Raw genomic sequence first — 22,706 nt, forward strand, 5'->3', positions numbered from 1 at the left:
GTTTCAAGGAGCTGTAGATGTCCCGTTTCCCCTTCGATGCCGTGCTGTTCGACTGCGATGGCGTACTCGTTGATTCCGAGCCGCTGGTCGCTCGCGTGCTTTCGGAAATGCTGACCGAGCGCGGCTGGCCGCTGACCCCGGCGCAGGCCGGTGAGGTGTTCCTGGGCCAGTCCGTGGCCCATCTGGCCGGCCTGATCGAAGAACGCACCGGCAAGCCGTTCACCGAGGAATGGCTGGAAGAGTTCCGCCAGCAGCGCAACCGCGCGTTGGAACGTGACCTGGTTGCCATCCAGGGTGCGCCCGAGGCGGTGCGTGCGATCGCGGTGCTCACCGGCGGCCGGATTGCATGCGCGTCCGGCGCCGATCTGCACAAGGTGAAGCTGCAGCTGGGCAAGGTCGGCATCCTTGATGCCTTCGGGGCCCACGTGTTCAGCGGCCAGGACATGCCGCACACCAAGCCGCATCCGGATGTCTATCTGGCCGCCGCCGCTGCGCTGGGCGTGGACCCGAAGCGTTGCGCGGTGATCGAGGACACTGTTACCGGTGCAACGGCCGGTGTGGCCGCTGGCGCAACCGTGTTCGGCTTCAGTGAAGGCGGTCCGCACCACAGTACGCCGGAGGCCCTGCGTGCAGCGGGTGCACAGGTGATCTTCCAGCGCATGGAAGACCTGCCCGCCCTGCTTGCCGCCCATGCGGTCGACGCGGTCGCCTGACCTTGCCTCAGCCCGTAGCGCCGAGTGCGGCGCTGCGGCGCCTTCCGGCGTAGTGCAGCACGAACAGGTAAAGGCCGGTGAACAGTTGCAGGAACAGGGGTGGCAACGGCGAGTAGGTGAGCCACGCCGCAGGCTCGCCCTGTCCCATCGCGCGCACTACGAAGTTGGCGATCACCGCCAGGGTGAACACGATCGAGGTCCAACGGTGCACGGGCCGTGCCCAGCCACCGCGGCTCATTGCCGGCGCCTCGTCTCGGAGCGGGCTTCGATCATCTTCCAGCCATTGCCTGATGGATCGCGGAATCCGGCGTCCACGGCGCCATAGCGCTCGATCGGCTCCTGGGTGAATTCCACGCCCAGCGCCAGCCATTGCGTGTAGCACGCCTGGCAGTCATCCACGGCCAGCACCAGCGGCGGCATTGCGCCCTTGGCCACCAGCTGCTGCAGCGAAAGCGCGGTGGCCGCATCGTGAGTGGGCGGGCCAGGCACGAACAGGCCCAGCTGGAAACCGTCCTGGCCCGGGCTGCGTACCGTCAGCCAGCGGTAGCTGCCGTTGCGTACATCGGTATGCACCTCGAAGCCGAGCTTGCCGACATAGAACGCGAGCGCCTCATCCTGGTCGCGCACATACAGGCCGACCGTGTTCACAGTGTTCGTCATGGGACCTCCCTCAGGTGGGGTCCACATTAGCAACCGCCTCGCGGCGACGCTTCTCCAAAACTGCGATCTTAAGGTCCGGTCGCTGTGCGGCACGTGCGTGGCATTCCGGCACGCTGGCCGACGCCGCCTGGCCTGCACGCTCACGCTCACGCTCACGCACATTGCCCGGGCTGTCACCGGTGATGTCACGGAAGATGCGGCCAAAGGTGCCCAGGCTGCTCCACCCGGTCTGCACGGCGATTTCGGTGACCGGCAGGTCGGTGTCACGCAACATCGCCACGGCCCGTTCGATGCGGCGGCTGAGAAGATACCGGTGCGGCGGCAACCCGAATGCCTGCTTGAACGAGCGGGCGAAGTGCGCCGGCGACACCGCACTGACCTCGGCCAGGCGTGTGACTGGCCATTCCTCATGGCTGGCCCGGTCCATCCGGTCCTTGGCACGCAGCAGGCGTCGCAGCAGTTCGGGGCTCTGGTTCACGGCGTCACCGCTTGCGCCAGATGATGGCGTGCTGCGTGCCGCGCCTCGGCGGCCTGTTCGACCACCCAGTCACGGAATGCGATGACCTTGGCGCTGCCACTCCGCGCCGAGGGCGCCACGAACCAGAAGCTGCGACCGTCGCTGGCGACACCCGGATGCGCCTGCACCAGGCGCCCGCTCTCCAGCTCGGCCTGGAACAGGATCGGCGAACCGATGGCGATGCCCTGCCCTGCGATCGCGGCACCGACATCCAGATGCTCGACGGCGAAGGGCGTGACCAGACTCCCTGGTGCCGGCGGTGGAAGGTGCCCGTGCGCGGCGAACCACAGGGCCCACCAGTCCGGCCGACCGAGCAGGGGAATCTCCAGCGCGGTGCTGCCCAGCCCACGGGCCGCCGGCAGCAGCGCCGGCGCACACAACGGCATGAAAACGCTGGGGAACAAGGGCGTGGCCTGCAGCCCAGGCCACTCGCCATGCCCGTTGCGGATGGCGGCATCGAAGTGGCCGGCGGCAAGATCCTGCGGCTCTGCCGACAGATCCAGTTCCAGCAGGAGCTGCCGATGGCGGGCGCGGAACGTACCCAGCCGCGGCGTCAACCAACTGGTGCCCAGCGTTGGCAGTACGGACAGGCGCAGTCGCTCCGCATCCATGCCAGCGGCGCGCATGAAGCTGGCGCGTAGTGCGTCGAATGCCCGGGTGGCTTCCTGCGCGACGCTGGCACCCACCACCGTCAGTTCCACGTGCTGTGCGTGGCGCAGGAACAGGCAGGTACCGGTCTGGGCCTCCAGCCGCCGCACGTGATAGCTCACCGATGCCGCAGTGGTGTCGAGCTCCTCGGCGGCACGCGCGAAGCTGCCCAGCCGCGCCGCCGCCTCGAAGGCGCGGATGGCGGCAAGCGATGGCAGCTGGCGTTGGGTGACCATAAGTGTGGCTTAGCCTGAGCCCCGATATCTGCGTGGTCAATCCCCTTCGTACCCGCAACGATGGGGGCACCTTCGGTAGGGGATCACGCATATGGATCGACGGCAGTTCCTGGTCACCCTGGCCGCCACGGCCGCGTCCGCCGCCCTGCCCGCCGGGTGGGCCCTGGCCAGTCACAGCGAAGACTGGAAATGGTTGCAGGGCACCTGGCAGGTCCGGCACCAACGCCTGAAGGAGCGGCTGGTGGGCGATACCCGCTGGGAAGCCTTCACCGGCGCCAGCGCGGTCTGGCTCACCCTGGGCGGGCTCGGCACCATCGATGACAACGTCATGGCACTGCCTTCGGGTCCCTACAGGGGCCTGGGCGTGCGTGCCTTTGATCCGGTGTCTTCCACGTGGTCGATCTGGTGGATCGATGGCCGCAATCCTGCCCATATCGAAGCCCCCGTACGCGGCGGTTTCAAGGGCGATGCCGGCAACTTTCGCGGCACCGACCGGATCGACGGACGCCCCATCGACGTGTGGTTCCGGTGGCACGCCATCCATGGCGAGGAGCCGTGGTGGGAACAGGCATTCTCCGACGACGCCGGTGCGCACTGGGAGGTGAACTGGCGCAACTGGTTCCGCCGCACGGCTGCGGCCCCCTCGCCGCTTCCGAAGCTGCCGGATGCACCGGGCGATTTTGATTTCCTGGTGGGCCATTGGAACGTGCGCCATCGTCGCCTGCGCGCCCGGCTGGCAGGCAGCGATGCGTGGGACGCGTTCAACGGCACCCTGCACAACTGGCCGGTACTGGGAGGATTCGGCAACGTAGGTGACAATCTGATGGACGTGCCAGGAGCACCGCTGCGCGGCATGGGCATCCGCGCCTGGAATGCGGCTGAGCGGCACTGGCTGAGCTGGTGGCTGGATGGCCGGGAACCGACCCGGATCGGCGCGCCGCTGCGCGGTGGTTTCGAGGCCGGTGTCGGTCGCTTCTTCGGCGAAGACCAGCACGACGGACGAGCGATCCAGACGCGGGTGATCTGGTCACGCATTACCCCGCGTTCGGCGCGCTGGGAACAGGCGGCCTCGACCGATGGTGGACGCAGCTGGGAAACCAACTGGGTCAGCGACTTCGAGCGGCAGGCATGAAGGCGCTGCTGGCCGTGATGCTGCTGGTGTCTGCGTCGCCTTGCGCGTCTCCATCCAGGGTGCTGCAGATCGTCGGCCCGGCCGAGCGCTTTGCTCCGGGCATTGCATCCACGCAGTACGACGAGATTCGACTGACCTTGAGCCCGGACGGAAAGACCGCACTGTGGTTCAGCCGCAACCGGCCCGGCGGTCCGGGCGGGTATGACATATGGGTTTCGCGCCACGACGGGCAGCGCTGGCGGCCTGCGACGCCGGTGCCGTTCAACACGCCGGGACGTGACTTCGATCCCGCCTTTTCCGCCGATGGCCGCGCGGTGTATTTCTGCTCGGATCGAGCAGGCGGCCAGGGCGGCGACGACCTGTATCGGGTCAGCGTGGGGAGCGACGGTCGATTCGGGGAGCCGGTCAATCTTGGCCCCGCAGTGAACAGCGCGGCCGATGAGTTCGCGCCGATGCTCTCGCCAGACGCAGCCACGCTGCTGTTCTCCAGCAATCGTGCAGGCGGTGCGGGTGGCCATGACCTCTACGTCGCAGCGATGGTCCGTGGTGAGGCGCAGCCCGCGCGGCCACTGCCCGGAGACCTCAATACCTCGGCGCAGGAGTTCGATGCCACCTTCCTCGGGGATGGCCGTACTGTGGTCTTTGCCCGCGCTCTCGACTTCGGCAGCGCACCGGTGCGCCAGTTCATTGCCTACGAATGTGGAGGCCGTTATGACGCGGGCCATGCATTGCCCTCGCCCTTGAACGAGGCGTCCAGCGACAGCTACGGCGCGATGCTGGATGGCTCGCAACCCGGCACGTTGACCTATTCGGCGCGGCGTGCGGACGGTGCAGGGCTGGACCTGTACCGCATCCGCTACCGGATGAAGCGCCCTTGAAGGCGGATGTTGTCGATTCCCGGCACCCCGGTTCGTCGAGAGGATGAATGCCCCAGGAGAAAATGCAGATGCCCTCCCATCAGTCCCTTGCCTGCGCCTGCGGCCAGGTCCGCCTGACCGCCACGGGCCAACCCATTGCCACCGTCGAATGCTGCTGCGACAGCTGCCGCAAGGCCGCCGCCATGCTGCAGTCGCTGCCCCGAGCACCCGAAGTACTGGGCCCGCATGGCCAGACGCTTTTCGTAATGCACCGCAAGGATCGCGTCAGCATCGACGCCGGACATTCCATGCTGCGTGCGTTGCGCTTGTCCAGCAGGGGCGGCAGCCGCCGCGTCCTGGCGGGCTGCTGCAATACGCCGCTGTTCCTGGAGTTCAGTGGCGGCCATTGGCTGAGCCTGTATGGCCTGTTGTGGCCCGCATCGGCAAGACCCGCAGTGGAGATGCGGACGATGGTCAGTGATCTTCCTGATGCGTCTGTCCTTCCGGACGATGTGCCGAACCTGCAGACCCGGTCGCTGCGGTTCCATGCACGGTTGATGAAGGCGTGGATCGCCATGGGCTTCCGCAGCCCGCGCATCGAAGTCGCGGGAGATAGCCATGTCTGAGCCCGAGCGGATCGAGATCGAGAGCATCACCACACCCGGGCACATCCAGCGCGTGGATCGTGCCAAGTATCTCGCCATGCGCCATGCCTTGCTGCAGGCCCTGCCTGCGCAACCGCCAGGGTTGACCGTTGCGCAGGTCAAGCAGGCGCTGCTGCCGCACCTGCCCGCCGCCCTGTTCCCGGCAGGCGCCACCGCCGGCTGGTGGTTGAAGGCCGTGCAGCTGGACCTGGAAGCCAAGGGCGTGATCGAGCGCGTCACGGGCAAGCCGTTGCGCCTGTTCAAGCACCTGGCGGCCGGCTGATCAGCGCTGCGCAGGCAGCTCCAACCGGTGCTTGCGGCACAGGCGATACACCGTCACCCGCGAGATCTGCATCTGCCGCGCGCACTCGGAAACGTTGTAGCCGGTCTGGCGCAGGGTCTGCAGCAGCACATCGCGCTCGGCCTGGCCCCGCGCATCGTGCAGCATCGCCCCAGGCAGGACCGCCACCGATGCGCCCAGCTCCAGGTCACGCTCGCTGATCAGCTCGCCCTCGGCCATGATCGCTGCACGCTGCACACGGTTCAGCAGTTCGCGTACGTTGCCGGGCCATTCGAAACGCCGCATGGCCTGCAGTGCGGCCGGCGCAAAGCCGCGTGCACGCACGCTGTGGCGCTGCCGGAAACAGCGCAGGAAGTGTTCGGCCAGCAGCTGCACATCGGCACCGCGCTCACGCAATGGTGGCATGAGCAGGCGCAGCACGTTCAGACGGTAGTAGAGATCGCTGCGGAACCGGCCCTGCGCCACCGCGTGTTCCAGTTCCACGTGGGTGGCAGCCAGCACTCTCACATCCGCCCGCAACGGCTGGCTGCTGCCGACGCGCTCGAAGGTGCCTTCCTGCAGTACACGCAACAAGCTGGTCTGTGCCTCCGACGGCAGGTCACCGACTTCGTCCAGAAACACCGTGCCGCCGTGCGCGGATTCGAACACGCCGATCTGCCGTTTGTCGGCACCGGTGAACGAGCCACGTTCGTGGCCGAACAGCTCCGACTGCACCAGGTTGGCCGGAATCGCACCACAGTTCACCGCAATGAAAGGCCTCCCAGCACGCCCCGACAACGCATGCAGCGCATGTGCGGCCAGTTCCTTGCCTGTACCGGTTTCGCCGGTGACCAGCACCGGCAGCTCCACCGGCGCGAACTTGTGCAGCACCGTGCGCACCGCATGCAGCGCAGCGCTTTCACCAATCAATGCGTGCGGTCCCTGCCCGCTGCAGGTTGCGTCGACAGGCGGATCATCTGCGTCGAACTGCTGGCGCATTGCGCAGACCAGATCCTGCAGGCCGAACGGCAGCGTGAAGCGGGCACGGCATCGCTGCAGCAACGGCAGCCAGGCCGCTGAAGCAGGTCCGGCACCCGGTGGCAGTACCGCCAGCCAGGGTAGATGCTGGTGCTGCTCGATCCACGGTACCAGCAGCTGCAGCGCGACCGCATCGAGGTGGCGCAGATCGAGCACGGCAAGCAAGCGATCGCGCCCGCGCAGGCCAATCGCCATGGCGGGATCGGGACGGATGCTGCGCACATACCAGCCTGCTGCCGCCAGCGCACTGCGCTCGTTCGCCAACGGCTCGCCAAACCAGAGCACGCAACGTGACGTTGAAGCCTCCGGGACCGCTGCCATGCTTCCCCCAGCATCCGGACACCGTCGGCGGACTGTCAGGCAATCACCGGCGTGCCGCCCCCCGCCGGGACCTCTACGGCCACCGGGGCGGCCTTTGTTGGGCGGATCCTAGCGCTTCCCTAAACGGCGGCGCAATGAGCAGTGCGTCAAGAAATTCCTGGCTGAAGCGGCACCGTTGCAGACCGCGACGCCACCTGTAACACGGATGCGACAGTCGCCCGCCGCCCTTGCCCTGCAGTGCCTGGGGCTTCGAAATCCCAACAATTCCACGACGTGCCTGTAACAGCGTGGCAGCAGCCCGGTCAGGTGCGGCACGGTGCCGACATTGGCCGGTGGGCACTTCGAAGTTGGCACGGTTGATGCGTGGTTCCGCCGCACCCATCGCGGGAGATCGGCATGGACGGCTCCACCCTGATTCGCGGCCTGGCCGCAGCACTGGCAGTGGCCCTGCTGTCGGTTGGCGCGGGCGCATCCGCATCCGGCGCCCGCCAAGGCGTGAAGTCACAACCGGGCGAGATCGTCCTGCTGCGGGATGTATCCGCGCGCCCGGCATATCGCATGGCACCGCCGGGCATGGCGCTGATTGCCGACCCGAAGCCGCAGCGCGAGATCGCCACCGCATTGGGTGCCGGCGGCACAACAACCGGCATGGACGAGTTGAGCGATGAGGACTATGCCGGCATGGGCGCCGGCCAGGCCGCGTCCATCACGGCGCCGGGTGGCACCACCGTTGAACGGGTCACCCAGCAGGCCCTGGGCGGCACGCTGGGCCGCAGTGGCGACGGCATGGTCGGCAGCAATCTGGGGGGGGCCATGAGTGGGCCGCTCGGTGCGGTCGGCAGCAGCACCCGCGGTATCGCCGATACCGTGCGCGGCGCACTGGCCCAGTTCCCGCAGGGCACGGCCCCGGCAGGTGGAAAATGAAGGCGCTGCACGGGTTGCTTCTGCTGCTCGCTGCCGCGCCCTGGGCGACCCGGGCCGATGACTACAGCGGCATGCTCGCCTATCTCGACGTGGCCCGCATCGACGGCCACGCACTTGCCGGAACGAATGGCGCCATCGCCGTGAACCAGGCCGCCGGCGACCTCAACGTGCAGGCCAACCTACGGGGTATCGCCAAGGGTGATCGCGCCGATGTCGCGATCAATGCGCGGCAACTGCAGCAGGGCAACCGCGTGCTGTCCGGGCCGCTGCAGGCCACTGCATTCATTGGCGGTGACGCACTGGCCGGTGCCAGTGGCATCGCATCCATCAACCAGGCCAGCGGCATCGCCAACACGACGCTCAACGTCGTCAGCGCGACGCTGGCCCGACAGGGCATACGCGAAACCGACGATACGGCCTTGGCCGCCGAGGGTTCCGTGTTGGCAGGGGGGCGGGACGACACCGGTCACGGCGTCGCGACGGGCACCCGCAGCGCAGGTGTAGCCAGCACCGCACTGCGGGGATTCGACGGGGTCCTGCAACTCAATCAGATCGCGGGCAACGGCAACGACACGGCCAACGTATTGGGCCTGGTCGTGCAGGACCGCCCGTGACAACCACCCAACCGATGCACCACCTGATGAGAGAGAGGGCACCATGAAAGCGACCGTCAAACAGACCATGCTCGCCATGGCGATTGCCACTGCCTCGACCGCCGCTGCGGCCAATGGCTGGGACAACCAGAACGCCAACGCGAACATCAATCACAACCACTCCGTCAGCGAAACCCGCAACGACACCCACAACCACACCGACAACGACGTACGCAACCGCACCGTCAATGTCAATGTGCAGAAACACAGCAACATCCAGGCCGACGAACGCAAGGAAAAGAACAACCACGGCGTCGACGTGAACCTGGAGAAGGACCTGCGGCTGAGCACCGACATCAATTTCTCCGGTGACCCGAACATCACCGGCGACATCGACCTCGACTCGGCGGCCATTGCCGTGATCGACAACCGCCAGTCGATCAGCAACAACGCCACCAGCAACAGCCTGGTCACCAACAGTGCTTCCATCGGTGACAGCGTGGGTGCCGGCGCCTCGGGCAATCTCGGCTTCAACGTTGTCTCCGGCGACAACAATGCGCAGGACAATGCCGCGTCGCTGTCCGCTGCCGACGCGTCCTTCAGCTTCGGCATGGCCGACGCCGAGGTGTTCGTCAACCAGGCCGGCTTCGGCAACGCCACCATGAACTCCGGGGTCACCAACGCCGCAGGTCTCGGCGGCAACGCCTTCGGTGGTGCCTCGGGCAACATCGGCGTGAACATCGCCTCGGGCAACAACAACGAGCAGAAGAACGCGCTCGCGGCCTCGGTAGCGACCACCGCGGTGGCGCAGTCGAGCATCAGCTCCAACCAGGTCTCCACCGGCAACACGGTCAGCAATGCCGGCTTCGTGCAGTCCTACACGGATACCGTGCAGGTCGGCATGCGTGGCGGCGTCAGCGGCCTGACGCTGGCCTATGGCGCGGGCACCTACCGCGGCACCGGCAACGCCTATCAGATGGCCAACTACTATCTGGATACATGGAATGGCGAGCTGCCACATCCGGGTGGCAACAGCACCGGCCACATCGACCTGGACAACGAGATCCAGAACGCCACGATGAACCCCAACCGGCCGGGAGTGGGCGGCCTGGGCTTCGATACGCGTGAGAGTGGCACCAGCCAGTTCGTCGAACTGGGCGTGGCCGATCTGTACGCCAGCCTCAGCGGCACGGTCAGCACCACGCGCTGGGTGAACGTCAACGCCACCAACACCTCGGCGTTGTCCGGCAGTGCCTTCTCCGGCGCCTCCGGCAACATCGGCGTGAACGTTGCTGCGGGCACCGGCAACCTGCAGGCCAACAGCCTGGCCCTGGCCGTCGCCCAGCCCAGCACCGGCGGCGGTGGCGGCAGCGGCGAGTAAGCGCAACACCCCGGCCGTCCGCCAATGGCCGGGTCCCCGGGAGCCCCTGTTCCTCCTCCCCCTTGGGACAGGGGCTCCCCCCTGCTGCCGGAGAACGTGATGATCCGTTGCCGCCTCTCGATGCGCCTGCTGGCGATGCTGTTGCTGCTGGGTACCGCCTCCGCGTGGGCGGGCGAGGTGCGCTTCAGCGGCGTATTGCCCAATGGCGCGTTGCTGCAGCAGAAGGTGGAGAGCATGCAGGAGCGGCGCTACCGCAACGTGGTGCGGCAGCACACCGATTACAGCTGCGGGGCCGCCGCGCTGGCCACCATCCTGCGCCACGCCTACCACCTTGATACCGACGAGGCAACGGTGATCGAGGGAATGATGGGGGTCTCCGATCCCGCTCTGGTAGCCGAGCGCGGCTTCTCGCTGCTCGACATCAAGCGCTACGTGGAATCGCTGGGCATGCGCGGTCGGGGCTACCGCATCGATGAAACACGACTGCGCACCCTTCGCGTGCCAGGACTGGTGTTGATGGACGTGCGCGGTTTCCGCCATTTCGTGGTGCTCAAGCAGGTGCGCAACGGCATCGTGGAAGTGGCCGACCCGATCCTGGGCAACCGCAGCCTGGCCCTTCCGGAGTTCCTGGCCGCCTGGCCATCGCGCGCGGTCTTCGTGGTGATCGGCAGCGACTTCGATCGCAACACCGCTCTTCTGCAACCCAGCGAACGGCCAAGCGCCCGCGCGCTCTACGCGCGGCAAGGGCCGATCACCGATGCCGAACTGGTCGACTTCGGCTTCAGCCACGCCGACCTGTTCTGAAGGAGGTTCGACCATGTTCCGCCAACCGATGATGATGGCTCTGCTGCTGGCCTTCCCTGCCCTGCCCCTGCAGGCGGCAGAGGGCGCTCCCGGTCGCGGCCTGAAGGAAATTCCGGACCCGGAACTGGGCCTGATGCGGGGGCGCTACACCGTGGGTGGCAACAACGTTGCCTGGTTCGGGGTCACCATGGTGTCGCAGTGGCAGGCCAGCAACGGCGCGACGCTGCAGGGCAGCCTCACCCTGGGCATGGACTTCCGTGGTGGTGGCGCGCCGAGGCTGAGTTTCCAGCCCAGCGTGCATGTCACGGCCGCCGATGCGCCGCTGCCCGATACCCACGGACGCAGCATCGACAGCAGCGGCCTGGCCAACGCCAGCGGCCTGGTGCAGAGCGTGCAGGTGGCCGGCGATGGCAATGTCGCGCGCAACGTCACCACGCTGACCGTCCGCGAGGGTGGCGTGCCAGCCGTTCTCTCTGATGGCGCAGGCAACGTCACCGCGCAGCAGGCCGGCGCCAGCGCGACCGCCGTGCTGGAAGGCAACCAGGCACGCCTGCTGCTGCAGGTGGATGGCCAGGGGCTGGTGCAGCAGTGGATCCGCAATGGCAGCGTCGGCCAGGGTATCGCCCTCGCCGGTGACGGCCAGATCGCCAGTAACCAGCTGCGGCTGGAGCTGGTGCGCAACGCCGTGGGCAGCAACCTGCCGTTGAGCCAGAACGTGGCCCAGGCGATTGCGTTGAACCGCGGCATGGGGCCAGGCCAGTAACAGGGCCTGGCATTGGGGGAAACGCTCCACAACGCAGGACACCATCATGCACACCCTGATGAGGATCACCCCGTTGGCGCTGGCGGCGCTGGCGGGCACCGCCCTTGCCGCACCGCCGACGTCCGACGATGGCGCTGACGTGCAGGCCCTGGCCAATCAGCTGGAACAGCTGAAGGCCAACTACGCACAGGAAGTGCGGCGGTTACGCGAACTGGACATGCAGGTCCAGGCCATGCAAGCGCGCTTGAGCGGGCGGGTTGGCCCGGTCACAGCCCCACCGGCCGCGCCATTGGCGCAGGCGGCCGCCGCCGCAGTCCCTCCGAGCAGCGAGGGCTACGCCAGTACCGCCGCCGAGGCGCAACAGGCCAAGCAGGAGTCGCGGCGCAGCGTGGACGACGTGAAGCAACAGCAATCGGCCCTGTTCTCCCGCCGCTTCACCATCGAGAACAGCCTCACCTACGCCCGCTACGACCGCAAGCAGCTCACCCTCAACGGCTTCCTCGCGCTGGACGCCATTTTCCTCGGCAATATCGCCATCGAGAACGTGGAGTCCGACTCGCTGACCTACAACGTGGCGGCCCGCTGGGGTGTCAGCCCGAACCTGACGCTCAACCTGGACGTGCCTTACCTGGCCCGGCGCACCGTATACCAGAAGGGCGGCGCCGGCGGAGCAGCGGCCGCCATTGCACAGGAAGAGACCAACGGCAACGGCCTGGGTGATATCGGGCTCAGTGCGAACTACCGGTTGTTCGGCGAACGCGGCTGGCGCCCTGAGACCGTGCTTACCGCCGGCGTCACCGCCCCCACCGGGCGCGCACCCTACGGTCTGGACTGGAAGGTGATCGAGCGCGATGACGACGACTACATCCGCTTCGCCGTGCCGCGCGAGCAACCCACTGGCAATGGCGTATGGCAGGCCAACCTGGGCCTGTCGATGGTGAAGACCGCCGACCCGGCCATCCTGTTTGCCAACATCGGCTACGTGCACTCCATCCCGCGTGGGTTCAACGACATCGACAGTAATCCGGACACGGTGAACCCGGGCGATGTGAAGCTGGGCGGCTCGGTGTACTTCGGCGCAGGCGTGGCCTTCGCATTCAACGAGCGGACCAGCCTGAGCCTGTCCTTCAGTGACCGCATCAGCGCCCGCGCTTCCACCCGCTTCCAGGGCGGCAAGTGGATGAAGGTAATCGGCAGTGATGCCAATGCGGCATCACTTAACCTGGGCGTGACCTATGCGCTGAACCAGCACACCACGCTGGTGACGCTGCTGGGCATCGGGTTGACCCCGGATGCGCCGGACTTCACGTTGGCGTTCAAGATTCCGTACATGTTGTAGCGCCGGACCGGACCCAAACGCCACTGCAGCCGCTCATCCACTTCCCGCTTTGCCTGAGCCTCGCCAGGCAGGCGGGATCGTCTACTTGCAGCGACCCACTCAAAAGCGTGGCACGTGTGGACCCTTTTGTGCGGCCTCCCTGCACTCTTTCACAAACAGGCCATGCGTCGTAACGCCGGTTCCTGCCGCGCCCGGCGCATCAAAGATCCTCCCAAGCCTTGCTTCTCTGACCTTGTTGAGGCGCAGGGGGGTGACCTTCACGTTCAGGTAGTTCCACAAGTCGTCGAGACTTGCGATCGGCGATCCGAGCATGCCCGAGTTGAATCCCCCCAGCACGGGGGCACTCCACACCTGGTCGAGCACCGTAGTCCAGGCCAGTACGCGCGCGTCAGCCTGCATCAGTTCCTGCAGGTGTTCGACAAGCCCACTCCATGCAGAGGATTCGGCTTCGGTCAGATCGACACTGGCAGCACGCTGGCCAATTTCGTAAAGCAGCCCAGTCACGACGGTCCGCAAGGCGCGTCCTGTCATCTCGCCGCTTCGCAGCTTTGCAATCACCGGCATGATCAAACCCAGGGCAGCCACGGCCCATTTCAGTTGTCCTTCTGCATTGCGATGCTCGGGCGATACACCGAAAAGGAAGCCCGGCACATGCACCGAGCGATACCAGGCGATGCCAGCTTCGTCGGTCTCGACTATGTCGGTCTCACCTCGATGGCAATCCAGCTGCCCCAAGGCGTCGAGGTAACGTACAAATTCAGCAGCGGGTGCGAAGATCACCGGGCCCGGCACAGCTCCAAGCGCCACGGGAGGGGCCAGGGCAGGAAGAGGCGGGGGAAGCGTCAACTGCATCGACTGCAGCTCGTCGAGCGCGTTGAAGTAAGTCAGCGTGCAGGAACGCTCACCAATAGGATGCGTAGAAACAACAGCGCCGGGCCACGTGATGGAAATTCCCGAAAACTTGTTGGCTTGCTCCAGGCCATCCCGTAGTTTCTCAAGGTCTGCCGTGCCGAAGGTGCCCTTCGACTCGAGTGTGGACCACTTGCCCAGTTGGCTGCCGAGGACAAAGTCGGGGTTCATCGTACTTGGTGCTGGCATCAATCCTTGAAGGGAAACCGCCGGGTTATGCAGAATCGAGTAGTGCCAGAAGTGCATGAGGACGTCCCCCATGCCGTTGAACATGAACCACCGCTCCGCCGCCAACCTTGCATAGAGCATTCCCAGCACGAACGCACAGTTCGTTTTTTCCGATGACTCGAGGAACTTTGCAAACTGAGCCTTCTTGATAGAACCGACACCCGGTATCGGAGCAACCACATCAAGAGTGGAATGCACCAGCTGACGACGGCGTGCCAGGTGCATCGCCAGCGCCAGCCATTCCGCTGGCGACGCATTGATTCTCGCCTTGCCAAGCCCACTCGTTCCGTAGCCACAATCCTCGGCCGCAGCAATTACCCAAGCGTTACTCGGTGGCAGGAGAGGGTCGAGCGCCACGGTGTGGAACTGGGTATTGACGAACTTGCCTGGGCTCAGGCCGAAGTTGACCGCTACCCCGGGCATCAGCACTCGAAAATCAACTTCACTGACCATGAATACTCTTCCTTGAATTGTGGTCGGACGCCACGATCATGCCCGGACCCAGCCCGCAACCGCAACCTGAACACGGACGCTTGCGCAGCCCCAGCCTGTGCCCCCCTTGCTCGTATTCCTACTGCTATATTCAGCCCAGCTCGGCAGGCATGGTGCCTGCCCTCGAATCACAGGGAGTTGGTCATGGGTCTGGTACAGGCGGTGAAGGGTGCGGTTGGCGGTGTGCTGGCCGACCAGTGGAAGGACTTCTACACCGTGCCGGCGGGCCTACCGTCCACGGCGGCCCTGTTCGCGGCGGTGCCGCAGGGCACCAATGCCGGCCGCGGCTCCAACACCAGCGGCTCGTCCAACATCATCACCAACGGCTCGAAGATCATCGTGCCGGAGGGCTACGGTCTGCTGCTGTTCCAGGACGGCGCGATCACCGCGTTCGTCGCCGAACCGGGCGGCTACGAGTGGCGCTCTGACGATCTGAACTCGCAGTCGATCTTCGCCGGCGACGGCCTGGTCAGCACCTTCATCAAGCAGAGCTGGGAGCGCTTCAAGTTCGGCGGCCAGCCGGGCTCGCAGCAGGCGGCCTACTTCGTCTCGCTGAAGGAACTGCCGGACAACCGCTTCGGCACCCAATCGGAAATCTACTGGGACGACGGCTTCCTCAATACCCAGGTCGGCGCGGTCACCCGTGGTTCGTACACGCTGAAGATCGTCGACCCGATCCTGTTCGTGAAGAACTTCGTACCGGCCAGCTACCTGCAGCCGGGACAGGTGTTCGACTTCACCGATCTGGACAACGCCGCGGCCAGCCAGCTGTTCAATGAAGTGGTCGGTTCGCTGGCGCCGGCCTTCAGCCTGTATACCAACGACCCGAGCAAGGGCAACCGCATCACCAAGCTGCAGCAGGACTCGCTGGGCTTCGCGCAGAGCCTGTCGGCTGCGGTCGAACAGGGTTACCAGTGGAAGTCCGACCGTGGCCTGGCCATCGTCAGGACCGCTATCGTCTCGATTGAATACGACGCCAATACCCGCGAACTGCTGAAGACTGTGCAGCGCGCCGATGCGTTGTCCGGTTCGCGCGGCAATTCCAACCTGCAGGCCAGTGTCGCCCAGGGCATCCAGTCGGCCGGCGAGAACGGCGGCGCGGCCGGCCTGGTCGGCGTCGGCATGGCCTCGGGCATGTTCGGAGTGGGTGGCATGCAGCAGCCGGTCACTCCGGCCGCGGATGACCCGGTCGCCAAGCTGAAGAAGGCCAAGGAAATGCTGGACCTGGGCCTGATCACCCAGAGCGACTATGACGCCCTGAAAGCCAAGGCACTGGGCCTGTAACAGCAGGACGCACAACGAACATGTCCGATCCCCGAAACGGCCCACCGCCGCTGCCCGGATCCGCGCCCGCGACGCCGCCGCCCTTGCCGGCGGCGTCGTTGGATGGGCCCGGTTCGCCGCAGGACGTCCCTCCCCTGCCCGGCAGCTTCCCGCTGGACACCTCGAAACTGCCACAGGCCATCCGCGATGAAGTGGAAGCGCCCGATCCTGTGGCCATCGATACTTCGGCCAGCGAGCTGAAGGACGGCCTCAACCGCTGCCCGAAGTGCGGCGCCACCGACATCCGGCCCAAGGCCGGTACCGATATCCTGGTCTGCCTGTACTGCCGTCACGAATGGCATGGCGCACGCGTCGAGGAGGAGTTCGGGCTGGGCGAGGCCATCGACCAACTGCGCGGCACCGTCATCGCCTCCGGCGCACGCGACATCGATGCCGACACCTCGGCGTTGATGACGTTCAAGTGCACGGGCTGTGGCGCAGAAGTCACGGTCAACACGGAAAGCACGATGACGGCGCGCTGCCACTGGTGCCGCCACGTCTTCGGCATCAACGAGCAGATTGCCAATGGCGCGGTACCCGATGCGGTGCTGCCCTTCCACATCAAGAAGGACGATGCGGTCGCGCGCATCCGCCAGTTCGTCGACAAGCGCCGGATGTTCGCGCTGAAGGCGTTCAAGGACCAGTTCACCCCTGAAAACGTGGTGGGCGTGTTCCTGCCCTACATGATCGTCGACAGCAATGTCAGCGCTGCGGTGGCCGGCAAAGGCGAGATCAAGACCCGTGAATACACGGTCGGCAGCGAGAAGAACAAGCGCACCCTCTACGACGCCGATGTCTACCAGGTCGAACGCCAGGTCGATTTCACCGTCGACGATCTTCCGCTGGAATCCTCGGCCGAGCGCGGCAACCTGGATACCCGCGCCAACACCAACAACATCATCAACACCATCCTGCCGTTCGATACCAAGAACGCGGTGAAATGGAACGCCTCCTACCTGGCCGGCTTCACTTCGGAGAAGCGCAACCTGGATGTGGAAAAGCTGCGGCCGCGGCTGGAAGACCAGCTGCTGTCGATTGCCCGCGCACAGGTGGAAGGCTCGGTGAAGCGCTACAACCGCGGCGTGCGCTGGGAGCAGGAACAGCTGGAGGTGCATGGCACCCGCTGGGTGTCGATGTACCTGCCGGTCTGGCTGTACTCGTACCATCAGCCTGGCAAGAACGGCGGCATGCTGCACTACATCGCGGTGAACGGCCGTACCGGCGAAACCATGGGCAGCGTGCCCGTGCAGCAATGGAAGATGCTGCTGGCGGCCCTTGCCACCGGCACCGTCATTGAAGCCCTCGCAATTGCCTTCCTGGTGGCATCGACATGAGCGACGACAGTGGCCTCTGGCTGTTGGCGGCAGGTCCGGCCGGCGCAACCGCGCTGTACTGGGCGTTGTACCGCTATTACCGCAACACCGACAAATCGCATTCCTTCGAGCACGAGACCGAAATCGAGGCGCAGCCCGTGACCGGTTCAGACCAGCAGGTGGGCCGGGTCACCGGCACCGAGGAAAAGCGCATACGCGGTGACAACGTGTACGAGTACCGGAAACGGGTGGCAAGGGTGAAACCCGACCAGTAGAGCCAGGCCATGCCTGGCTGATCGACAACGCCGCAACGACGACGGTGAACAGCTTCAGCCGGGCAGATGTGTACGCGCCTGCGACTGTGGCCTGCTTCGCAGATCAGCTCTGTTTGCCATGCCTATACTACCGCCGCTTCCACCCCTGCCATCGTTGCACCTGCCGGTGGAAGCGGCGGGGCTGGATGTCCCCGTCGGGCCGGCCGCCACGCTGCCGCCGGTCCTGCCAGTGATTTGTAACCCAACGCGGTTCAACCAATCACCAGGGGGAAGGCTATGCGCTACACACGTCGTGATTTTCTTGCCACCACCGCCAGCGCTTCATTGGCGTCACTGGTAGCACCCGGGGCCTGGGCCAGCGGTGCTGAGCCGGCCGGCAAGGCCGCACAGGCACGCTACCACCGCTACAACGTCACCAGCCCCGAAGGCCAGCGCATGCTGGCCAGCTACGCGCGTGGCATCAAGGCCATGCTGGCATTGCCGGCAGACGATCCACGCAACTGGTTCCGCAACGCTTTCGTGCATCTGATGGACTGCCCGCACGGCAACTGGTGGTTCTATGTCTGGCACCGGGGCTATGTCGGCTACTTCGAACAGACCATCCGTATGCTCAGCGGTGATCCGCAGTTCGCCATGCCCTACTGGGACTGGACCGAGCTGCCACGGATTACCCCGGCGATGTTCGACGGCGTATTGACGCCCACTGACAGCGCCTATGCGCCGTATACGCGCAACCTGGCGGTCTTCACCCGGTTCATGCGCCCGGCGTTGCAGCGCTACTGGGACACGCTGGATGCAGGCCAACGCGGCCAGCTCAAGTTCCGCGGCTACCTCACTGCAGACGATGTCTGGAACGATGTGACCGGCTACAGCGTCGCGGAAAAGACCGGCATCTCGGGCAATGCGGCCTATGCGATCACCTGCGGCGCCCGCTACCTCTGGCGCGAGAATCCCGGCTTCGATGCAAAGACCGCTTCGGCCGTGTCTCCCGACACCATCCACGCGGGGCTGTCGCCGGTCGAGTTCTACAACGACGATGTCAGCCGCAGCTTCACCAGCTCGCGTACGGCCTCGCACGTGGTGCAGCCTGACGGCGCCACGAAATTCTCGGTACTGGAAGGATTCCCGCACAACAAGGTGCACAACTGCATCGGTGGCGTCGGCGCGGTCGATCCCGGCCCCTACGGCAACATGACCAACTTCCTGTCACCACTCGATCCGATCTTCTACCTGCACCACGCCAACATGGACCGCCTGTGGGATGTGTGGAACCAGCTGCAGCAATCCCGCGGCAAGCCGATCATGCCCGTCAACGTCGACCAGCGGCGTCAGTTCATGAACGAACCGTTCCGGTTCTTCGTCGATGCACAGGGCAAGCCCGTTGGCGAGCGTCCGGCCAGCGCGTTCTTCTCCACCACGGCCTTCGACTACGACTACGTCTACGCGCGCCGCAACGACATGCTGGAGGCGGTCACGCTGCCAGCAGCTGCCGGTGCGGTGCGGCTGGTGCGCGGCACACGCTCCGATGGCGCCGTCCGCGTGGCTGTCCCCAATGAGGCGGTGCGCGCGCACCTGACCACATCGGGCCCGCGCCAGTTGATTGCCGAAGTGACCCTGGAGCGACCACGCGGTTTGAACAATACGCGCGAGTTCGACGTGCTGATCAACGCACCGGCGGGCACCGCCTCCGTGGCGGCCGACAGTCCGTACTACGCCGGCACCGTATCGTTCTTCGGGCCGACCATGGCCGGGATGGATCACAGCCACCCAACCACGTTCGCGGTGCCGCTGCCGCAGAAACTGGGGGCCCTGCAGGCACTGAATGCCGCCGATGGGGGAACGATCACGCTGGAGATCCGCCTGGTCGCATCGTCCGGCCAGGCACCGCAGACATTCCCGGTACTGGATGCCGCCATCCTGGTAGCACCGCAGCAGCCGTGATGACGCACGGCAGGTGCCGGGCTGTCCGGCACCTGCCTTCAGCCTGGCAGTCTTCAGCCGGCCTGCCCCAGCCGCACCTTCAACTGCTGGATCTCCTGCTCGCTCACTCCGATCGACTTCAGGTACCCTTCCGCACCACCATACTGGCTGTGCAACGCCGCCAGGAACTGCTCCATGTTGTCCGGTGCGGTACCGGCCATACCGGCCATCTTGCGGGCGATCTCGGGGTTCTGCTTGACCAGCGCCATGATCTGCGCGTTCATCGCGCTGTCCTTCGGCTGCCCTTCCAGGTAGTGCGCGGAGATCGCGTAGTTGTGCACGATCTCGGCCTTCGGCACGCCGGCCAGGTCCAGCAGCAGGCCAGCGATGATGCCGGTGCGGTCCTTGCCGGCCGTGCAATGGAACAGCACGGCACCGTTCTGCTGCGCGGCGATGCGCTGGAACACCTGCTTGAACTGCGGCTGGCTGTGGCCCAGCCACTGCACATAGGCTTCGCCCAGCGAATCCGGGAAACTGGTCATCATCTTCTGCAGGTCCATCTTCTCGGTGCCCATCAGCGAAATGCGCTGGTAGGCAAAGCGATCATCCCTGGCCAGCAGGTCCGGCGACTGCGCCTCTTCATCGGCGGTACGCAGGTCGATATCCAGCTTCACGCCGGCCGCGGCCAGGGCATCACGGTCGGCATCGGTGAGGCGGCCGAGGTCTGCGGTGCGCACGAACGCATCGGCCGGAATCGGACCGTGGCGGCCCTGCAGGCCGGCGAAGGTACGCACGTTCCAGGCGCCCTGCAGCGGGATCACGCGCTGCGCATCGGCAGCGACGGGCTTCACGTTCGCAACGGCCGTCGGCTTCGCGGCGGCGACCTGCGGCGCATCAGCGGCAGCAGCCGTCGCAGCCATCGGCAGGCTGAGCATCAGGGCCAGGACAAGTTCGGTAGAGCGGTGCGTCATGGAATTCTCCGTTCGAATCAGAAGTTGACGGCCATTTCCAGGCCGAAGGTACGCGGGTCGTTGAAGATGCCGCTCTGGCCCAGCGCCGCGCTGTTGATCTTGTAGAACAGGTGCTGCTCATCGAGCAGGTTGCGTGCCCACAACGAGAACGACATGGTGGTGCCAGTGCTGTTGACCGGCACATCCACCAGCGCCACCCGTGCGTTCACCACGAACGAGCTGTCGGTCAGCATCTGGTCGTACTCGCTGGTGTAGTAGCCATCGGACCAGTTGCCGTCCACATGGAACTTCAGTGCCGAGAAGTTCGCGAACGGCACCAGGTAGTCGACCGACAGGCTGCCGGCGTTCTTCGGCGCCAGCAGCGGCTGGACCGTTACCTGCACCCCTGCACCGAACGGGTCCGTCGCGGTCTGCGCGTCGATCTTCGTATAGGCGTAGTTGAGGCCGAGGGTGAGGTTGTCCACCGGCATCACGTTGAACTCCAGCTCTGCGCCGCGCGACTTGCCATCGCTCAGTGCATTGGTGGTGACCATGGTGGTGCGGGTTTCCCCGCTGTTCGGGTCGAACGGCAGCGAGAAGTCCATCTGCTTGTGCGCGATGGTCGAATCGAACACCGCCAGGTTCAGGCGCGCGCGGTTGTCCCAGAACTGCGATTTGAAGCCCAGCTCATAGGCCGTCACTTCTTCAGGACCGAACGCGCTGTAGTTGGTCGAGCGCGAGTTGGCACCGCCGGCCTTGAGGCCGGTGCTGTACTTGGCATAGACCATCGCGTGCTCGCCGAGGTCGTAGGCGATATTGACCATCGGGTCGAAACGGCTCCAGCGATCCTTGAACGCAAGGTTGGTCGCCGCACCATTGACGATGTACAGGCGGCCCTTCTTGTCATCGCGGGTATAGCGGCCACCTGCTGTCAGGTGCAGCCGCTGCATCGCTTCCGGGGTCCACGTGGCCTGGCCGAAGACGCCCAGGCTGTCGGTCCAGGCCTTGCTGGCGCGATCGATGCGTACCCGCGAGAGATCCAGCGGGTTGGACGCCGGATTCACGGTGTAGCTGTTGCCACCCGGCCCCCAGACCAGCATGTTCGGGGTCTGCGCATTGTCTCCAGCGGTCTCGTGGTAATAGAACGCACCGCCCAGGAACTGCACCTGCGAGGTGTTGCCGATCAGCTGGAATTCCTGGCTGTACTGGTGCTGGTAGACCTGGGCCAGGCTGTAACGCCCGAAGGGTGTGCCTGCGCCACCATAGGCCGAAATCGCATCGAGCAGCCCCATGTCGAACTGCCCCTGGGTGAGTTCACGGTAGGAACTGATCGACTTCAGCTCCAGGTTGTCGTTCAGCGTCCACGACAGGTTCAACAGATGGCCGCTGGTACGCCCGATGTTGTCTTCCTGCGGTCCACCGAGGATGGCGCTGTCGCGGCGGTCCTGGCTGGCGCCGGCCTTCTGCAGGGGGCTGAGGTAGGCGCCTGGCACCAGCACCTGGGTGTGATATGGCGTGGTGGCATCGTAGGAGCGATCGAACGCGTACAACAAAGAGAAGTCATCGCTCGGCTGCCACAGCGCACTCAGGCGGGCGCCGCGCTTGCCGTAACTGTTGAAGTCACGCTCGCCGCGCATCGGATTGTCGGTGGTGCCGCCACGCTTGGCCTGCACGGCGTCGATCTTGAAGCTGACATCGCCCACCTTGGGCAGATCCAGGTGCAGCGCACTGTTGTAGCCGCTGAAGTTGGACACGCCCGCGCTGACGTTGCCGCCAAACTCGCCGGTCGGCGCCTTGGTGACGATGCTCACCGCGCCGCCTTCGGTATTGCGGCCGAACAGCGTGCCCTGCGGCCCCTTCAGCACTTCGATGCGCTCCACGTCGTAGAGCATGCTGCCCAGGCCCTGCGCGCGGCCCATGAACACCCCGTCGACGTAGATGCCGACGCCGGCATCGCGGGCCGGTTGGTTGGCGTCGCCGGAGGCACCGATGCCACGGATGCCGATGTTCAGCGCAGAACTGCGGGTAGCGAACGGCGTGACCCGCAGTGATGGGATGGAGCCATCGGACAAGTTGCCCAGCGAAATCGCGCTGCGGTCCTTCAGCGCTTCGGCATCGACCACCGATACCGAGATCGGGGTCTCCTGCAGGTTGGTGGCGCGTTTCTGCGCAGTCACCATCACCTGGTCAAGGGCGACCACGGTGCGCGCGGCATCGGCGGATGCCTCGGCGTCGGCGCTGGGACTGTCTTCGGCATGGGCCAGCGCCGGCAGTGCAGCGGCAATGGCGAGGGTGAGCAGCGGGCGGTGCAGCAGGGCGTGGCGCATCGGACTCATTCGCGGAAGGAGAAGGCCGGCGCAGTCTGGGAGGCGGGAATTACAAATGAATGACCGTTCATTCACACCTTTTGTGACGTACTATCCCGCCTCTGGACGCCCCGACTTCA

Annotated in this window: 23 protein-coding genes; 15 read left to right on the plus strand and 8 right to left on the minus strand. The window is 65.6% G+C overall.

Translation table 11 applies throughout. The features are described from left to right. The first annotated feature begins 17 nt into the window (after positions 1-17). On the plus strand, positions 18-713 hold the full coding sequence (locus N7573_RS01310) for an HAD family phosphatase (protein WP_049401501.1): 696 nt from the start codon (positions 18-20) through the stop codon (positions 711-713). Positions 714-720: 7 nt separating this feature from the next. Here N7573_RS01310 and N7573_RS01315 read toward each other — a convergent pair whose 3' ends face one another. The 4 genes from N7573_RS01315 to N7573_RS01330 are packed head-to-tail and all read right to left on the minus strand — an operon-like array spanning position 721 to position 2,774. Beyond that, the gene (locus tag N7573_RS01315) at positions 721-951 is read right to left on the minus strand and encodes a hypothetical protein (protein ID WP_049461076.1); all 231 of its coding nucleotides are present in this window, start codon (positions 949-951) and stop codon (positions 721-723) included. Next, positions 948-1,373 carry a VOC family protein gene (locus N7573_RS01320; protein ID WP_121503347.1) on the minus strand — a complete coding sequence of 142 codons (426 nt, stop codon included), beginning with the start codon at positions 1,371-1,373 and terminating at the stop codon, positions 948-950. The genes N7573_RS01315 and N7573_RS01320 overlap by 4 nt, the downstream gene beginning before the upstream one ends. A 10-nt stretch (positions 1,374-1,383) precedes the next feature. Continuing rightward, entirely contained in the window at positions 1,384-1,851 is a 468-nt protein-coding gene (locus N7573_RS01325; RefSeq protein WP_180837192.1) for a helix-turn-helix transcriptional regulator, read from the minus strand. Next, the gene (locus tag N7573_RS01330; protein ID WP_182266111.1) at positions 1,848-2,774 is read right to left on the minus strand and encodes a LysR substrate-binding domain-containing protein; all 927 of its coding nucleotides are present in this window, start codon (positions 2,772-2,774) and stop codon (positions 1,848-1,850) included. Before N7573_RS01330 ends, N7573_RS01325 begins: the two co-directional genes overlap by 4 nt. A 91-nt stretch (positions 2,775-2,865) precedes the next feature. Here N7573_RS01330 and N7573_RS01335 point away from each other — a divergent pair, with 91 nt between their 5' ends. From N7573_RS01335 to N7573_RS01350, 4 genes are all read left to right on the plus strand, one after another. Next, a complete protein-coding gene (locus N7573_RS01335) occupies positions 2,866-3,906 on the plus strand; it encodes a hypothetical protein (RefSeq protein ID WP_279911842.1) in 1,041 nt (346 codons plus the stop codon). Next, a complete protein-coding gene (locus N7573_RS01340) occupies positions 3,903-4,784 on the plus strand; it encodes a hypothetical protein (protein ID WP_279911843.1) in 882 nt (293 codons plus the stop codon). The genes N7573_RS01335 and N7573_RS01340 overlap by 4 nt, the downstream gene beginning before the upstream one ends. A gap of 62 nt (positions 4,785-4,846) precedes the next feature. After that, complete coding sequence (locus N7573_RS01345) at positions 4,847-5,389, plus strand: DUF6151 family protein (RefSeq protein WP_164079505.1); 543 nt, start codon at positions 4,847-4,849, stop codon at positions 5,387-5,389. After that, on the plus strand, positions 5,382-5,690 hold the full coding sequence (locus tag N7573_RS01350) for a hypothetical protein (protein WP_279911844.1): 309 nt from the start codon (positions 5,382-5,384) through the stop codon (positions 5,688-5,690). Before N7573_RS01345 ends, N7573_RS01350 begins: the two co-directional genes overlap by 8 nt. On the opposite strand, the gene N7573_RS01355 is transcribed toward N7573_RS01350, so the two are convergent. After that, entirely contained in the window at positions 5,691-7,046 is a 1,356-nt protein-coding gene (locus N7573_RS01355) for a sigma-54 dependent transcriptional regulator (protein WP_279911845.1), read from the minus strand. It lies immediately after the preceding gene. A 396-nt stretch (positions 7,047-7,442) separates the two neighbouring features. Here N7573_RS01355 and N7573_RS01360 point away from each other — a divergent pair, with 396 nt between their 5' ends. The 6 genes from N7573_RS01360 (at position 7,443) to N7573_RS01385 (ending at position 12,850) form a co-directional block, all read left to right on the plus strand. Beyond that, positions 7,443-7,970: a hypothetical protein gene (locus N7573_RS01360; protein ID WP_279911846.1), complete on the plus strand. Its 528-nt coding sequence runs from the start codon at positions 7,443-7,445 to the stop codon at positions 7,968-7,970. Continuing rightward, on the plus strand, positions 7,967-8,584 hold the full coding sequence (locus N7573_RS01365) for a hypothetical protein (protein ID WP_279911847.1): 618 nt from the start codon (positions 7,967-7,969) through the stop codon (positions 8,582-8,584). Before N7573_RS01360 ends, N7573_RS01365 begins: the two co-directional genes overlap by 4 nt. Before the next feature lie 43 nt (positions 8,585-8,627). Beyond that, the gene (locus N7573_RS01370; RefSeq protein ID WP_279911848.1) at positions 8,628-9,944 is read left to right on the plus strand and encodes an adhesin; all 1,317 of its coding nucleotides are present in this window, start codon (positions 8,628-8,630) and stop codon (positions 9,942-9,944) included. Between the two features lie 99 nt (positions 9,945-10,043). Next, positions 10,044-10,748, plus strand: a complete 705-nt coding sequence (locus tag N7573_RS01375) for a C39 family peptidase (protein WP_032127221.1) — start codon at positions 10,044-10,046, stop codon at positions 10,746-10,748. 13 nt (positions 10,749-10,761) lie between these two features. Continuing rightward, positions 10,762-11,511 (plus strand): hypothetical protein, encoded by a 750-nt coding sequence (locus tag N7573_RS01380; protein WP_279911849.1) that lies wholly within the window; start codon positions 10,762-10,764, stop codon positions 11,509-11,511. Between the two features lie 46 nt (positions 11,512-11,557). Continuing rightward, on the plus strand, positions 11,558-12,850 hold the full coding sequence (locus N7573_RS01385) for a transporter (RefSeq protein ID WP_032127219.1): 1,293 nt from the start codon (positions 11,558-11,560) through the stop codon (positions 12,848-12,850). Positions 12,851-12,949: 99 nt separating this feature from the next. On the opposite strand, the gene N7573_RS01390 is transcribed toward N7573_RS01385, so the two are convergent. Further along, complete coding sequence (locus tag N7573_RS01390) at positions 12,950-14,440, minus strand: hypothetical protein (RefSeq protein ID WP_279911850.1); 1,491 nt, start codon at positions 14,438-14,440, stop codon at positions 12,950-12,952. A gap of 183 nt (positions 14,441-14,623) precedes the next feature. On the opposite strand from N7573_RS01390, the gene N7573_RS01395 reads away from it, so the two are divergent. The 4 genes from N7573_RS01395 (at position 14,624) to N7573_RS01410 (ending at position 19,331) form a co-directional block, all read left to right on the plus strand. Next, the gene (locus N7573_RS01395) at positions 14,624-15,763 is read left to right on the plus strand and encodes an SPFH domain-containing protein (RefSeq protein WP_279911851.1); all 1,140 of its coding nucleotides are present in this window, start codon (positions 14,624-14,626) and stop codon (positions 15,761-15,763) included. Positions 15,764-15,783: 20 nt separating this feature from the next. Next, the gene (locus tag N7573_RS01400) at positions 15,784-17,136 is read left to right on the plus strand and encodes a TFIIB-type zinc ribbon-containing protein (RefSeq protein WP_279911852.1); all 1,353 of its coding nucleotides are present in this window, start codon (positions 15,784-15,786) and stop codon (positions 17,134-17,136) included. After that, positions 17,133-17,390, plus strand: a complete 258-nt coding sequence (locus tag N7573_RS01405) for a hypothetical protein (RefSeq protein ID WP_032127215.1) — start codon at positions 17,133-17,135, stop codon at positions 17,388-17,390. Before N7573_RS01400 ends, N7573_RS01405 begins: the two co-directional genes overlap by 4 nt. Positions 17,391-17,666: 276 nt before the next feature. Then, a complete protein-coding gene (locus N7573_RS01410; RefSeq protein ID WP_279911853.1) occupies positions 17,667-19,331 on the plus strand; it encodes a tyrosinase family protein in 1,665 nt (554 codons plus the stop codon). A 53-nt stretch (positions 19,332-19,384) separates the two neighbouring features. On the opposite strand, the gene N7573_RS01415 is transcribed toward N7573_RS01410, so the two are convergent. Both N7573_RS01415 and N7573_RS01420 read right to left on the minus strand, forming a co-directional pair. Next, positions 19,385-20,281 (minus strand): tyrosine-protein phosphatase, encoded by an 897-nt coding sequence (locus N7573_RS01415; protein WP_279911854.1) that lies wholly within the window; start codon positions 20,279-20,281, stop codon positions 19,385-19,387. 17 nt (positions 20,282-20,298) lie between these two features. Continuing rightward, positions 20,299-22,587, minus strand: a complete 2,289-nt coding sequence (locus N7573_RS01420; RefSeq protein ID WP_279911855.1) for a TonB-dependent receptor — start codon at positions 22,585-22,587, stop codon at positions 20,299-20,301. Between the last annotated feature and the right edge of the window lie 119 nt (positions 22,588-22,706).

The sequence above is a fragment of the Stenotrophomonas sp. GD04054 genome (assembly GCF_029836955.1).
GTDB classification, from domain to species: Bacteria; Pseudomonadota; Gammaproteobacteria; order Xanthomonadales; family Xanthomonadaceae; genus Stenotrophomonas; species Stenotrophomonas maltophilia_A.

What these genes read in the sequence shown, in the direction of transcription:
- N7573_RS01310 (WP_049401501.1), top strand. Translation starts at nt 18, where the DNA reads ATGTCCCGTTTCCCCTTCGATGCCGTGCTGTTCGACTGCGATGGCGTA.
- N7573_RS01315 (WP_049461076.1), bottom strand. Translation starts at nt 951, where the DNA reads ATGAGCCGCGGTGGCTGGGCACGGCCCGTGCACCGTTGGACCTCGATC.
- N7573_RS01320 (WP_121503347.1), bottom strand. Translation starts at nt 1,373, where the DNA reads ATGACGAACACTGTGAACACGGTCGGCCTGTATGTGCGCGACCAGGAT.
- N7573_RS01330 (WP_182266111.1), bottom strand. Translation starts at nt 2,774, where the DNA reads ATGGTCACCCAACGCCAGCTGCCATCGCTTGCCGCCATCCGCGCCTTC.
- N7573_RS01335 (WP_279911842.1), top strand. Translation starts at nt 2,866, where the DNA reads ATGGATCGACGGCAGTTCCTGGTCACCCTGGCCGCCACGGCCGCGTCC.
- N7573_RS01340 (WP_279911843.1), top strand. Translation starts at nt 3,903, where the DNA reads ATGAAGGCGCTGCTGGCCGTGATGCTGCTGGTGTCTGCGTCGCCTTGC.
- N7573_RS01345 (WP_164079505.1), top strand. Translation starts at nt 4,847, where the DNA reads ATGCAGATGCCCTCCCATCAGTCCCTTGCCTGCGCCTGCGGCCAGGTC.
- N7573_RS01350 (WP_279911844.1), top strand. Translation starts at nt 5,382, where the DNA reads ATGTCTGAGCCCGAGCGGATCGAGATCGAGAGCATCACCACACCCGGG.
- N7573_RS01355 (WP_279911845.1), bottom strand. Translation starts at nt 7,046, where the DNA reads ATGGCAGCGGTCCCGGAGGCTTCAACGTCACGTTGCGTGCTCTGGTTT.
- N7573_RS01360 (WP_279911846.1), top strand. Translation starts at nt 7,443, where the DNA reads ATGGACGGCTCCACCCTGATTCGCGGCCTGGCCGCAGCACTGGCAGTG.
- N7573_RS01365 (WP_279911847.1), top strand. Translation starts at nt 7,967, where the DNA reads ATGAAGGCGCTGCACGGGTTGCTTCTGCTGCTCGCTGCCGCGCCCTGG.
- N7573_RS01370 (WP_279911848.1), top strand. Translation starts at nt 8,628, where the DNA reads ATGAAAGCGACCGTCAAACAGACCATGCTCGCCATGGCGATTGCCACT.
- N7573_RS01375 (WP_032127221.1), top strand. Translation starts at nt 10,044, where the DNA reads ATGATCCGTTGCCGCCTCTCGATGCGCCTGCTGGCGATGCTGTTGCTG.
- N7573_RS01380 (WP_279911849.1), top strand. Translation starts at nt 10,762, where the DNA reads ATGTTCCGCCAACCGATGATGATGGCTCTGCTGCTGGCCTTCCCTGCC.
- N7573_RS01385 (WP_032127219.1), top strand. Translation starts at nt 11,558, where the DNA reads ATGCACACCCTGATGAGGATCACCCCGTTGGCGCTGGCGGCGCTGGCG.
- N7573_RS01390 (WP_279911850.1), bottom strand. Translation starts at nt 14,440, where the DNA reads ATGGTCAGTGAAGTTGATTTTCGAGTGCTGATGCCCGGGGTAGCGGTC.
- N7573_RS01395 (WP_279911851.1), top strand. Translation starts at nt 14,624, where the DNA reads ATGGGTCTGGTACAGGCGGTGAAGGGTGCGGTTGGCGGTGTGCTGGCC.
- N7573_RS01400 (WP_279911852.1), top strand. Translation starts at nt 15,784, where the DNA reads ATGTCCGATCCCCGAAACGGCCCACCGCCGCTGCCCGGATCCGCGCCC.
- N7573_RS01405 (WP_032127215.1), top strand. Translation starts at nt 17,133, where the DNA reads ATGAGCGACGACAGTGGCCTCTGGCTGTTGGCGGCAGGTCCGGCCGGC.
- N7573_RS01410 (WP_279911853.1), top strand. Translation starts at nt 17,667, where the DNA reads ATGCGCTACACACGTCGTGATTTTCTTGCCACCACCGCCAGCGCTTCA.
- N7573_RS01415 (WP_279911854.1), bottom strand. Translation starts at nt 20,281, where the DNA reads ATGACGCACCGCTCTACCGAACTTGTCCTGGCCCTGATGCTCAGCCTG.
- N7573_RS01420 (WP_279911855.1), bottom strand. Translation starts at nt 22,587, where the DNA reads ATGCGCCACGCCCTGCTGCACCGCCCGCTGCTCACCCTCGCCATTGCC.